11 protein-coding genes are annotated in these 12,948 nt (G+C 49.5%); 5 read left to right on the top strand and 6 right to left on the bottom strand.

The annotated features are described in order from the left end of the window. Positions 1-169: 169 nt before the first annotated feature. Genes LKE88_RS10900 through LKE88_RS10915 form a run of 4 tightly spaced genes read right to left on the bottom strand, consistent with a single transcriptional unit; the run spans position 170 to position 3,868 of the window. Positions 170-1,225 carry an ABC transporter substrate-binding protein gene (locus tag LKE88_RS10900; RefSeq protein ID WP_105326902.1) on the bottom strand — a complete coding sequence of 352 codons (1,056 nt, stop codon included), beginning with the start codon at positions 1,223-1,225 and terminating at the stop codon, positions 170-172. 3 nt (positions 1,226-1,228) lie between these two features. Next, a complete protein-coding gene (locus tag LKE88_RS10905) occupies positions 1,229-2,026 on the bottom strand; it encodes an ABC transporter permease (protein ID WP_105326903.1) in 798 nt (265 codons plus the stop codon). Then, on the bottom strand, positions 2,007-2,867 hold the full coding sequence (locus tag LKE88_RS10910) for an ABC transporter permease (RefSeq protein ID WP_105326904.1): 861 nt from the start codon (positions 2,865-2,867) through the stop codon (positions 2,007-2,009). Before LKE88_RS10910 ends, LKE88_RS10905 begins: the two co-directional genes overlap by 20 nt. Further along, positions 2,864-3,868: an ABC transporter ATP-binding protein gene (locus tag LKE88_RS10915; RefSeq protein ID WP_105326905.1), complete on the bottom strand. Its 1,005-nt coding sequence runs from the start codon at positions 3,866-3,868 to the stop codon at positions 2,864-2,866. Before LKE88_RS10915 ends, LKE88_RS10910 begins: the two co-directional genes overlap by 4 nt. Before the next feature lie 306 nt (positions 3,869-4,174). On the opposite strand from LKE88_RS10915, the gene LKE88_RS10920 reads away from it, so the two are divergent. From LKE88_RS10920 to murI, 3 genes are all read left to right on the top strand, one after another. Then, positions 4,175-5,428, top strand: a complete 1,254-nt coding sequence (locus LKE88_RS10920) for an HD domain-containing protein (protein ID WP_270441587.1) — start codon at positions 4,175-4,177, stop codon at positions 5,426-5,428. A gap of 105 nt (positions 5,429-5,533) precedes the next feature. Next, positions 5,534-6,772 (top strand): Glu/Leu/Phe/Val family dehydrogenase, encoded by a 1,239-nt coding sequence (locus LKE88_RS10925; RefSeq protein ID WP_105326906.1) that lies wholly within the window; start codon positions 5,534-5,536, stop codon positions 6,770-6,772. 384 nt (positions 6,773-7,156) lie between these two features. Beyond that, the gene (murI, locus tag LKE88_RS10930) at positions 7,157-7,981 is read left to right on the top strand and encodes a glutamate racemase (protein ID WP_105326907.1); all 825 of its coding nucleotides are present in this window, start codon (positions 7,157-7,159) and stop codon (positions 7,979-7,981) included. Between the two features lie 51 nt (positions 7,982-8,032). On the opposite strand, the gene LKE88_RS10935 is transcribed toward murI, so the two are convergent. Next, positions 8,033-9,373: an MATE family efflux transporter gene (locus LKE88_RS10935; RefSeq protein ID WP_105326908.1), complete on the bottom strand. Its 1,341-nt coding sequence runs from the start codon at positions 9,371-9,373 to the stop codon at positions 8,033-8,035. A gap of 221 nt (positions 9,374-9,594) precedes the next feature. Here LKE88_RS10935 and LKE88_RS10940 point away from each other — a divergent pair, with 221 nt between their 5' ends. After that, the gene (locus LKE88_RS10940; RefSeq protein WP_105327430.1) at positions 9,595-10,113 is read left to right on the top strand and encodes a transcription repressor NadR; all 519 of its coding nucleotides are present in this window, start codon (positions 9,595-9,597) and stop codon (positions 10,111-10,113) included. 201 nt (positions 10,114-10,314) lie between these two features. Next, a complete protein-coding gene (locus LKE88_RS10945; protein WP_276803581.1) occupies positions 10,315-11,724 on the top strand; it encodes an IS200/IS605 family accessory protein TnpB-related protein in 1,410 nt (469 codons plus the stop codon). Between the two features lie 212 nt (positions 11,725-11,936). Here the strand turns inward: LKE88_RS10945 and LKE88_RS10950 are convergent, their stop codons facing one another. Next, entirely contained in the window at positions 11,937-12,899 is a 963-nt protein-coding gene (locus tag LKE88_RS10950; RefSeq protein WP_105326910.1) for a hypothetical protein, read from the bottom strand. Positions 12,900-12,948: the final 49 nt, after the last annotated feature.

The following is a 12,948-nucleotide window of genomic DNA, read 5'->3' on the forward strand; positions in this document are numbered from 1 at the left end:
TTATGCTTTAAGAGCATAAAAATAAAGAAAGCCGCTTCAGGCCCAAATTGGGCTTTAGAAGCGGTATTCTTTTGATAGGAGCAAGTTAGATGTAAAAACGGGAAAAGCCCCTGAGAATGGAAAAGAACCCGGCAGAAGGTGTGTTCTGTCGGGTTCTTGCTCTTGTTGCTTATTTGACGGTCTTCAGCTCCGTCCAGTAATGGTCGTACATGGTAATGGCATCTCCAATATCGTGGAGCCATTCTCCTTTGGAGAAATTGTCCGCTGCGGTTTGCAGCATGGGATCCTCCAGGAATTCCTTGGAGTGGAATTCCCGGGCTTTCACGTTGGGGTCGTTGTAGCCGATGTATTCGTAGTTCTGGGCGCTGACCTTGGGGTCATACAGGAAGTTGATGAATTTCTCCGCCAGTTCCTTGTGTTTGGCCCCTTTGGGAATGGCCAGGGCATCGGCCCAGACAGTGGTGCCTTCCTTGGGAATCACAAAGCCCAGGTTGGGGTTGTCCAGATGGCTGAAGTAGGCATCGCCGGACCACATGGTTCCAATCCAGCCTTCTTCGGCAATGAATTTCTGCTTCAGGCTGTCCGTATCATAGGCCAGTACCCCGGGGGCCAGGGCTTTCAAGTCCTCGAAAGACTTTTTCACCTGTTCCGGATCCGTGGAATTGTAGGAATAGCCGTTTTTCTTCAGCCCCATGCCCAGTACTTCCCGGCTGTCGTTCAGAAGAATGACACGGCCTTTGTACTTGGGGTCCCACAGGTCATTCCAGGAGGTGGGCGGGGTCTTGATGTACTTCTTGTTGTACACAATGCCCGTCATGCCCCAGGTATAGACCACGGAATATTCCTGGTTGGGGTCAAATTCCGGGTGCTGCAGCTCGGGGGTCAGGTTTTGGATGTTGGGCATGGCTGCCTTATCCAGCTTTTCCAGCATACCCAGCTTGATCATGGTGGAAACCATGTAGTCCGAGGGCTGGATCAGGTCATACTGGGCGCCGCCGGCCTGGAGTTTGGCCAGCAGTTCTTCGTTGTTGGAGAACACGTCGTAGTTGACCTTGCAGTTATATTCCTTTTCAAATTCCTTGATCAGGGCGGGATCGTAGATATCCGCCCAGCTGTACAGGTTCAGCACTTCCTTATCGCTGTCCTTGTCACTGCCGCAGCCGGTACTGAAAAGGGCGGTGAGAAGGGTCAGACAGACCAAAAAGAAAATCTTAATTTTTTTCATGGCTCAGTCCTTTCTGGAAGAATGATACCCCTGCTTTTGCAGCAGTTGGGAAACAACCACCAGGGAAATGGTGATCAGCATCATGCAGGTGGAAAGGGCGTTGATCTGAGGCGAAATTCCCCGTTTTACCATGGCGTAAATGTACAGGGGAAGGGTGGTGGAGTTGGGCCCGGCCACAAAGAAGCTGATGACAAAGTCATCAATGGACAGGGTAAAGGCCATCAGGGCTCCTGCCACAATGCCCGGAAGGATCATGGGGAAGGTCACATACCGGAAAGCCTGCCAGGGAGTGGCGTACAGATCGCTGGCCGCTTCTTCCAGGTCCTGCCGGCAGCCTTCCAGCCGGGCTCCTACGGTGATAATCACGAAGGACAGGCAGAAGGTAATGTGGGCAATGGTCAGGGTGATTTTGCCCAAAGGAATGCCGGCCTGGGAGAACAGCACCAAAAGGGACAGGCCCATAACGATTTCCGGAATCAGGATGGGCAGGTACAGCAGGCTGTTCATGGCAGCCTTGTACTTGTACTGGTACCGGTGAAGGGCCAGGGCGGCCATGGTACCCATAATGGTGGTAACTACCGTAGTAATGGAAGCAATAATCAAGCTGTTGCCCAGGGCGGACAGCACTTGGTCATCGTGGAGCAGGGAAATGTACCATTTCAGGGTAAAGCCCGTCCACACAGCGTTGATTCGGGATTCATTGAAGGAATACAGGGACAAAATCACCAGGGGCAGGTACAGAAACGCCAAAACCCCCAGGGAATAGGCAACCAAAGTAGCACTACGCCAGCTTTTCTGCATGGTGATGGCCTCCCTTCTGGGCCTGGAGGGCCTTATAGTAAAGCACAATGAGCAGCAGGGCCAAAATGGCCAAGATAATGGACAAGCTGGAGCCGAAAGGCCAATCCCGGGCGGCCAGGAACTGGTCCTGGATGACGTTGCCGATCAGGGCGCTTTTGGCGCCGCCCATTACATCGGGCACTACAAACATGCCCAGGGAAGAAATGAATACCAGGATGGAGCCGGCGGCTACCCCCGGCATGGTCAGGGGCAGGGTTACTTTACGGAAAGCTGTAAAGGGTTTGGCGCCCAGGTCACTGGCAGCTTCCAGAAGCCGTTTGTCCATCTGTTCCAGGGAAACGTAGATGGGAAGAATCATAAACGGCAGCAGGGCGTAGACCATGCCCAGCATCACTGCATAATCGTTGTACAAAAGAATCATGGGTACTTCAATGACGCCCAAATGGAGCAGGAAGGTGTTCACCAGGCCTTGGGCCCGGAGAATAATTACCCAGGCGTAGGACCGGATTAGGAAGTTGATCCAGAAAGGAATCATCACCAGGATAATCCCCATCTGCTGCCACCGCTTGGGCATGATCATGGCAATGGTGTAGGCAATGGGATAGCCCAGGGCAAAGGTAAACAGCGTGGTCACCACTGCGGTAAACAGGGTGGAAGCGAAAATTTGAATGTAAAGAGGCTCAAAAAAACGCACGTAGTTGTTCAGGGTCCAATGAAAAATCACCTGTCCGTAGGTGGAACGGGAGGCAAAGGATACTGCAACCACAATCAAAAGGGGCAGCGCAAAAAAGATTGTCAGCCACCCCATGGAAGGCAATACCAGCCATTTTCCCCGCTTCATTTCGTCACCCGAACGCTGTCCTTGGCGTTCCACCGGATTCCTACCCGATCATCCGGTTCCCAGCGCTTGTGGTCATCATAGTATTGATAGGCAGTGACCAACTCATTGGAATTGTCCAGACGGATGAACACCTTGTCAAAGGTGCCGCAGAACAGGATTTCCACCACGGTGCCGTAATAGAAGGAACCGGGTTTGTCCGGGTCTTCGTCTTCTTCCTTGGTAACGATGACGAATTCCGGCCGCACGGAAATCAGATGGTCCTCATCTCCCTCAATGTCAAAGAAGTTGTTTTCGCCAATAAAGCTGGCGGCAAACTTGCTTTTGGGAGCCTGGTAAATCCGGGTGGGGGGATCGTCCTGCTCAATCCGCCCGCCGTTGACGATAATAACACGGTCGCTCATGGTCAGGGCTTCTTCCTGATCATGGGTTACATAGATGAAAGTGATGCCCAGGCCGCGCTGGAGATTTTTCAAATCCAGCTGCATTTTTTTCCGCAGCTTATAGTCCAGGGCGCCCAGGGGTTCGTCCAAAAGCAGTACCTTGGGGTTGTTCACCAGAGCCCGGGCGATGGCCACCCGCTGCTGCTGGCCGCCGCTCATCTGCTGGGGCTTTCGGTAGCGAAGGTTCTCCAATTGGGTCAGGTACAGCACCTGGTCGATGCGTTCCTGCTGTTCTTCCTTGGGGACCTTCTTCATCATCAGGCCAAAGCGGATGTTGTCCTCCACGGTCATGTGGGGGAACAGGGCGTAATGCTGGAAGACCATATTGACATTGCGTTTATAGGGTGCCAGTTTTGTTACATCTTCGTCATCCAGATAAATATGACCGGTACTGGGAGTTTCCAGTCCGGCAATCATACGCAGAATGGTAGTTTTACCACAGCCGGACGGTCCCAGCAGGGTAACGAATTCTCCGTCGTATATGGTCAAATCCAGCGGCGGAATAATCACGTTGTTCTCAAATTCCTTGGTGATACCCACCAGGCGAATCATTTCTTTCATCTCTCAGTTGTCACGACCTTTCTTATTTTAAACAATACGCACATTTTAAACAATACGCACATTATAGCATGTTTGCCCCTGCGATAACAGAAAAGAAAGGCAAGAAAAACCCATTTTTTTGTAAAATTTTCCCGGATTTTGCTACCTTTGAAACGATATTCGAAAAACGGTTCATGTTACGGAAAAGATTGCAGGAATTTCATAGGAGGCTAACGAATATGTTTCTATGAAATACAGTTTAGATATGAAGCAGAAAGCAGCCAAAATGGGAAAGCCGGATTTTAGGTCCGGGAGAGGAGGTACAGCATGACTACGGTGACAGCATCGGAGATTGCCCTTCCGCGGGATTTGATCCAGTTTGTGTTTGAAGCTGCCTATATCCAGCGCTGGAATGACCACATTCGTCCCCAGGGCTTTACAGAGCTTGACAAGCAGGCCCACAAGATGATGATTGCCTATATTCTGGCCCGGTACGAGGAGCAGGATCATCACGCCCAATTGGATTGGCAGGTGCTGATTGAGGGAGGTATTTTTGAATTCCTCCACCGGATTGTTTTGACGGACATCAAGCCCCCGGTTTTTCACGAATTGATGCGCAAAAGTGGTCCCCGTCTGAATGGGTGGGTCTATAAGGAACTGGCCAGGAGGGTTCCCTCGTTGGCAGGGTCTGCCTTTATGGACCGGCTGCAGGCGTACCTGGATGGCAATGACCATCCCCTGGAAAAGCAGCTGCTCCGGGCAGCCCATTATTTGGCCACGGAATGGGAATTCCGGATTATCTATCATATGAATCAGGGAATCTTTGGGGTGGAGGAAATCAAAACCGCCATTGCCGACGAAATTGAGGAACACACCAATTTGGCCGGGGTACAGAAGATTGCCATGAACGGGAAAACCCGGAAATTTGTGGACCTGATTGGGAAGCTTCGCTTCCAGAAACGCTGGTCCCAGTCCCCTCGGATGCCGGAAACCTCCGTTATGGGGCATGTGCTGGTGGTTGCCATTATGGGGTACTTCTGTGCCCAGTATATGGGAGCCTGCCCTGCCCGGGTGGTCAACGATTTTCTGGCCGGTCTTTGGCATGACCTGCCGGAGGTGCTGACCCGGGATATCATTTCGCCCATCAAACGTTCCATTGAAGGCCTGGATGAACTGATCAAGGAAATTGAGCAGCGGCAGATGGAAGAAATCCTGCTGCCCCTTTTGCCGGCAGCGTGGCATAAGGATATCCTCAACTTCACGGTCAATGAGTTCCGGAACCGGATTTGGGACGGGGGAGAACTGATTCTCCTGTCGGGGGATATCCCTGCCCAGTATAATGCAGACCGCTATAGCCCGGTGGATGGGGAAGTGCTCAAGGGCTGTGACCATCTGGCTGCCTTTATGGAGGCCTGGCTCAGCGTCCAATGCGGCATTTCTTCCGTTCATCTGACCCGTGTCATTGACGAATTGCCCCGTCAGTATAAAGGTAAAATTGTAGGGGGAATCCCGTTTGGCCGCATCTATCAACAGTTTATGGAGGATGACCCGGCTTCTGGAAAAGGCCGGATTGTTCAATGAATACAAAATTGTATACAAAATACATAAAAATAAACTGTTATTTCTGAATCATGCTATAATGTGCATGTAAGGGTTCACTAGATAATATTTTAGGAGGCGTTACAAATGAGTTTATTTGAAATGGCAAAGATCCCGATGGAAGAAGCTAGCAAGCTGATCAACTTGGATCCCAACGCTGAGGCTGTTATTTCTCAACCTGAACGTACTCTGGAAGTTAGCATCCCTGTAAAGATGGATGATGGCACTGTGAAGGTATTCACTGGCTACCGTTCTCAGAACAGCACCATCCTGGGACCTGCTAAAGGCGGCGTTCGGTACCATCAGAACGTGTCCATGGATGAAGTTAAAACTCTGGGTTTCTGGATGACCACCAAATGCGCAATTGCTGGTCTGCCTTATGGCGGCGGCAAAGGCGGCATTATCGTTGATCCTTCCAAGCTGTCCAAAGGGGAATTGGAACGCTTGACTCGTGGCTGGATCGACAAGATTGCTCCGGTAATCGGCGAAAAGAAAGATATCCCTGCTCCTGATGTTAACACCAATGCCCAAATCATGGCTTGGATGTGCGATGAATTCTCCAAGATCAGCGGCTCCTACGAACCGGGCTTTATCACTGGTAAAGCAGTTTGCATGGGCGGCTCCCTGGGCAGAACTTCCGCTACCGGCCGCGGCGTAATCACTGCAGCTCTGGAAGCTCTGAAAGTAGCTGGCAAGGATCCTAAGAAATCCACCCTGGCTATCCAAGGTTTCGGTAATGTAGGCAGCTGGACCGCTAAATGCGCTCATGATGCCGGCCTGAAGATTGTTGCTTTGAGCGACATCAGCGGCGGCCTGTATGACGAAAATGGCCTGGATCCCTACAAACTGGAAGAATACGCTAAGACCAATGGCGGCGTAATCAAAGGCTATCCTGGTGCAAAAGCCATCACCAACGAAGAAGTTCTGGAACAAAAAGTTACCGTTCTGATTCCGGCTGCTCTGGAACTGCAGATCACCGGCAAGAATGCTGACAAGATCCAAGCTGAAATCATCGTTGAAGCTGCTAACGGCCCGACCGATGCAGATGCTGATAAGATTCTGCAAAAGAGAGGCATCCCCGTTGTTCCTGATGTTCTGGCCAACGGCGGCGGCGTAACTGTTTCTTACTTCGAATGGGTACAAAACCTGTACAGATACTTCTGGACTGAAGAAGAAGTAGTTGAAAGACAGGAAAAAATGATGGTTAAAGCCTTCAAGAACGTTTACGATGCTGCTAAGAAGTACAACACCACCATGCGTGTTGGCGCTTACATCGTAGCCCTGAATGCTTTGGCTGAACCCATGAAGCTGAGAGGCATTATCTAAGCGAACCCTACAATCGGCTCACTGTACTGGGAAAGTACACAAAGCTCCAGGCAAGCAATTGCCTGGAGCTTTTCGTCTGTCTGGATAGGAAGGTCCGTATTTGCCTAGCCGTTTTCCAGCGGCTGGGGCAGCGGGAGCTTGTTCCAGAAGAACGAAGACGGGTATTGCAGCTTAAATAAGGCTTGCAATTTGCCGGGGAACATCGTATAATGTATAAAAAATTATTCGACAACTTCATCTGATCCTTATTGGCATGGAAATGGTTTCCCCTGTTTCTGTCCGTCCGTAAGGCCAGAATGCATACCAAAAGGTATGGCAGTCAGGCCTTTTTTATTTGCCCAAAGGGCGGGGCTACAGGGTATTGCAGACTTGGGAGGGAAAATCATGAACAAAAATCAACCCATTGGTGTTATCGATTCCGGCGTAGGCGGCTTGACCGTCCTGAAATGGCTGAAGGCCAAAATGCCCCACGAAGACTTTATTTTTATTGGGGATACGGCCCGGACGCCTTACGGCAACCGGTCCCGGGAAGAAATTACTCGCTTTGTAGGGGATATGACGGCGTATTTAAATGAATGCCGGATCAAACAGTTGGTGGTAGCCTGCAACACCATTACGGTGCTGGGTACGGATACCATTCGGGGGGATTATGATTTCACGGTGATTGGCATGGATAAGGGCGGCCAATTGGTCCCTTCCCTGACCAAGAATAAACGGGTGGGCTTTTTTGCCACGGATTTTACCGTGTCCACCGGTGCCCATAAAAAGGCCATTCAGGCAGTGGATCCAAGCATTCAGGTGTTTGGCCAGGGTTGCCCCAAGTTTGTACCCTTGATTGAAGGGGAACGTTTTGGCAGCCCGGAGCTGAAGGCGGCCATCAAGGAATATGCCGATAAACTGCGGCAGCACCAGGTGGATACGGTGCTGCTGTCCTGCACCCATTATCCTTTTGTCCGGCAGGAAATTGAAGAGGAGTTTGGACCGTCAGTGACGGTTGTGGACCCGGCCGAGCAGACCACCCTGAACGCCATAGCGGACCTGGAAGCCCGGGGACTTGCCAAAACTGCCGGCGAAGGCAGTGTGGACATCTGCTTTACAGCGGACCTGGAGCGGGGACGCCGGCTGGCAGCCCGGATGCTGGATCCCAAGGACTGCCGTTTCCACCTCATTGACCTGAAAGCGGAACCAAGCATAAGCGCAGCAGTCTGAACCAAAAAATCCCTTCTCTCGCAGAACCCGTGATAGAAGGGATTTTTCTTGTCAGATCAACGCTTTTTTCCAGGTGCCCTGGTGCCAGCGCCAGAAGAACACCAGTCCCCGGGTACATTCGTCCAGGGCCATGGCCAGCCAAATGCCGGCCAGTCCCCACAGCAGGTGGACGCCGAAGAACCAGCCGCCCAGTACGGAAAAGGACCACATGAAGATGATGCCGATGGTAATGGGGGCCTTTACGTCCCCGGCAGCATTCAGGGCCATAACCATGCACATATTCACGGCCCGGCCAATTTCCAGGAAGATGTCGATGAAAAGAATCACCTTCCCCAAGGCGTGGACTTCTGGATCATTGGTAAAGACGGAGAAAATCAGGTCGCTGTGGAAGTAGACCAAAATCGCCAGGGAGCCAGAAAGCAGCATGGAAACGAAGATGGTGAATTTTACCCGCTGGTCCACTTCCCGGTTGTTGTCCGCCCCTTTAAAGTAGCTGACCAGAATTTGGGTGGCCATAGCCAGGGATTGGGAGTACAGGTAGCTGATCATGGCAATGATGTAGGCATATACCTTGGTAGTGATTACCGCAATGCCAAACAGATTCACAAAGGTCATCAGGGTCGTCTGGGACAACTGGTAGGAGAAGGTTTCTCCTGCCGAGGGAATTCCCAGATACAGGAGCTTGGACAGTTCCTTTTTGGGGAAAGGCCGCAAATGGGAAAGGGACAGGCGGATGGGGGTCTTTTTCCGGCACAGGTACAGCACCAGCACAAGGCCCAGGGTTTTGGCCGTATTGGTGGAAATGCATACTCCCAGGACGCCCAGGGAAGGAATGGGGCCCAACCCGTGAATCAGCACCATATTGCCGCAGATGTTCAGGATGTTCATGACGGCGGAGCAGAGCATAGTTTCCCGCAGCAGGGAAAAGCCCCGGAGAAAAGAGATAAAGGCGGTGTAGGCGCTTTGGATAATGATAAAAAGCCCAATCCAGCGCAGATACAGGGTGGCATCCGGGTAAATTTCCAGGGGTACCCCCAAAAGCTGCAGGAAAAAGCGGGGAAACAGGAAAAGAATCAGGCTGATTAGGGTGCCCAGCGTCAGGTTCAGGGCCAGGGATACGGAGCAGACCCGGCTGGCCTGGCTCAGATTGCCGGCACCTCGGTAGTGGGCAATCAAAATGGTGGCCGCCTGGGAGAGCACGGATAGGGTCAAAATAATCATATTGATGATCATGTTGTCGTTGCCTACCGCTGCTACAGCATCCTGGGAATAGTGGCTCAGCATGAATTGGTCCATGTTGGGCACCAGCATCTGCAGACCGATTTCAATGAAAATAGGCAGGGACATGGCAAACACGGTCCATTTACTTTTGTATTCCTGTGGTGTTGTCATACTAGCCTCCAAAAAATAACTTCCTTGTTATCCTAGCACAGGGGGGAAAGAGTAACAAGGTTTCCAAAAAAGTTACGAATAGTGCCTTATTTCTGATAGAAATTTGCAGGAAACGGCGCATTCTTCCCGAAAATGTTTTAGTATAGACAGTTTGTTTCGGCTGCTTCCTCTGGCGGGTACCAGAGCCCAGGGCAGGAAACAGAAGGGAAGTGAAAGCCAGCATGGAAAATAGGGAAAGACGCGAAAAGATTCTTGGTTTGCTGCAGCAGGCGGAGAATCCGTTGACCGGTACGGACCTGGCCAGGGAATGTAAGGTCAGCCGTCAAATTATTGTAGGAGACATTGCCCTCCTGCGGGCTGGAGGAGTTTCGGTAATTTCTACCCCCAGGGGCTACCAGCTGACCACGCCTCAGCCGGCCGGAGTGCAGGAATCCTTTTTGTGCTGCCATGGCAAGGAGCAGGTGGCTGCAGAGCTGAATGCCATTGTGGACAATGGAGGAATTGTCCACAACGTGATGATTGAACATGAGGTCTACGGCTATATGGAGGCCCAGTTAAATCTCCATTCCCGCCGGGATGTGGCTCTGTACATCAAACGGATGGAAGAAACCAAGGCACCGCTCTTGGCCAGTCTGTCAGGAGGCGTACATTCCCATCTGGTGGAAACCGCCACGCAAGAAGAAATGGAAGCCGTGCACCAGGCTTTGCAGGAATTGGGCGTGCTGTATAATCCCAAATAAAATGCTCCCCAGGGGCGCATAAAAAAATTGCTGCCTTTGGGGGCAGCAATTTTTGTTGGGCAGGGAACCTGGGGGTTGAACAGCAGTTTCTAAAAATCATACAAAACCATATAAACATGATTATTTTGTACAAAATTCGAACAATATAATTGCATTTTGTAATATAATAGTATTAATAATTTACAGAATGGAGGTGATGCTGTGATTGTCTCTAAAACCTTTACGCTTGAAACACGACTCAATCAAAATGATAATGCTGATCTAATTAAATACGTCAAGGAGTATAATGCTCTCTATGGCAGAATGTTACGCTTTGCGTGGCATCGTTATAACAATGGCGGCAAGTTCTCTGTAAAGAAAAGCCAGTTCAATACGCTTTTACAAATACAATTTGGAGTAAACAAGCGTTTTGCTAATTCAGTTATCTCTGAAGTCGAGGGTTTATATCGAGCCTTATATCAATTGAAATGGCATGAGTATAATCAGTTGAATAGCAAAATTGCGAAACTCTACAGCGAGCGGAAGAAACTTTGTGAAAAAGTATTTGCCTTGAAAGAAAAAGCTCGAAACAATCAGTTGTCACCTTCCGCTTTGAGATATTATCGCAGGCAAAAAGAGAAAATCTTTTACACGGGTCAAAGGATTAACCGCCTCAAACAAAAGCAGGCTAACCTGCTGAAAGAGCTTCAGAGCAAAGATTTGCATCTCTGCTTTGGCTCAAAGAAGCTGTTTTATGCACAGCATAATCTTGAAAACAATAATCTGACAAGTCATAAGGTCTGGCTGGAACATTTCCGTGAGCAGAGAGATAATCGTTCCTTGTATATCGGAGCGAAGGATGAATTTCGCTGTAATCAGATACTGCAACTAACACCAATGGTACACTCGGGTAAAGGTAATCGTTTCGTTATTCAGCTGCGTAAGAACACAAAAGCTCGGGAGTACGTTTATGGAGCTTGTATTTTTAAGTATATGAGCAGCTTGCTAGCAAAAACCATTGTACAGAAAAGCCATGGCGTTAGCTATCGTATCGTATTCCGTGGCAGCAAGTGTTATCTGCAAGCTATGGTAACGTTCGATATAGATACCGACAGCTACAGGACCCGAAAAACGTATGGAACGATTGGCTTGGATTACAATGATGGCTTTATCGAACTTGCCGAGACCAATGAAACGGGAAATCTTGTCGGGCTAAAACACTATGATTTGCATTATCATGGTATGGGAAATAGAGCAAAGTCCGAAATTCGAGAGGTAACCTCTAAGATTGTAAACTACGCAATATCTGTCGGGAAAGACATTGTTATTGAGGATTTAGACTTTAAAGGATCTAAGGCAGAAATCACCAAAGCAAAGTCAGACCAGGGCAAGGCGTACAATAAAATGATTCACGCCTTTGACTATTCGAGATATAAGGAAACTTTCGAAAATTGTTGTTTTAGACGAAATGTTAATTTGATTCAAGTCAATCCTGCGTATACGAGCAAGATTGCAAAGCAAAAGTATTGTGACAAAAAGAAACTCGTTATTCACCAAGGAGCAAGTTATGTTATTGCTCGTAGAGGTCAGGGCTTCGCAGATGAATATATAAGCAAAAAGAAGTCCTCATAAACAAAAACTTCCGTTAAGAAAGAACTGCTTCCAAGAGATTGCAGTCCTTGTACTTAACGGAAACTATAAAATAGACAACAACAGTTATATTTTGTTGTGCCACTTAGCAATAAGAGAAACAGAATTGAGCTGTTGGTAAATATGAGTGTGCCGTAACACTCGAAATCATTGGGAATTTGTCTTACCCTGTTTTGTATGATTTTATTTTACGGTTAGGCGCTTTTTTCTGTTTTGGTTTCCTGTTGGGCTTCCTGTTCCAGTTTCTCAATGGCCAAAGGGGCGTTCTTTACTTCGTCCGGAATGACGACTTCTTTTCCCTGGTCGTAGAACAGCTGGATATCCAGGCTGGAGGTGGAGCTGTCAATCAGGCTCTGAATCATTTCCTTTTTCCGGTCATCCAGGTTCTTTTCCTTGGACACGGTTTCCAGAACGCTTTGGCCCAGGGAGTGGACCAGGGGCGTAAAGTTAAAGGAAATCCGGTTGTAGCGGGTCTTTTCCTTATCGATGGACACGTTGTAGCTGAAGTCCTTCATACTGGCCAGGGCCTTGCGCATTTGTTCGTGCTGTTTTTTCAAGGTCTTGGCCCAAAGGCTGTCGGAATTGTCACCAAAAAGCCGCTCGTTGTCCAGGGTAATCTTGATCAGCTGTTCCATTTCCGAATCCTGGAGTACTTGGACGGAACGCACCATTTTTTCAAAATCGGGCAGCATTTCTTCCTGTTTTTTGGCTTTTTGCAGGGTTTTCTGATCCAGTACTTGGACGGTTTTGGTCCAGCCTTTGCCGCTGTTGAAGTATTGGGTCACCTGCTTATCATCTTTGGACGCATAGAAAGAAAAAGGAATCTTTTTGCTGCCTACCCCGGCCAGGGGAACCACTTCTGCCGTGCCCTTGCCTTCCAGGATGTATTGGGGTTCGGCGGCTTTTTTGTCAGCCTGTTCCTGCTGCTGGACCATCCGGCCGTTTAGGGTCATGGTCCCCATCCCCAGCGGAGAAAAGATATTGCTGTGGATCTGGTATTGGATATATTTTTCCTGGTTGGTGTTTTTCTGGGCTTGGACCACTTCTTTTAACGCTGCCTGGTCCACTTTGGCGGCCTGGGCCGGAACCAGGGGAGAGAACAGGAAGCAGAGGGCTGCGGCCAGTCCTAAAACGCGTACGTTCTTAAAAAATGTCATAATAATCCTCCTTTGGCATATCTGACAATTACAGCATATAAGGATAGAA

Source organism: Acidaminococcus hominis (assembly GCF_022484025.1).
GTDB classification, from domain to species: Bacteria; Bacillota; Negativicutes; order Acidaminococcales; family Acidaminococcaceae; genus Acidaminococcus; species Acidaminococcus hominis.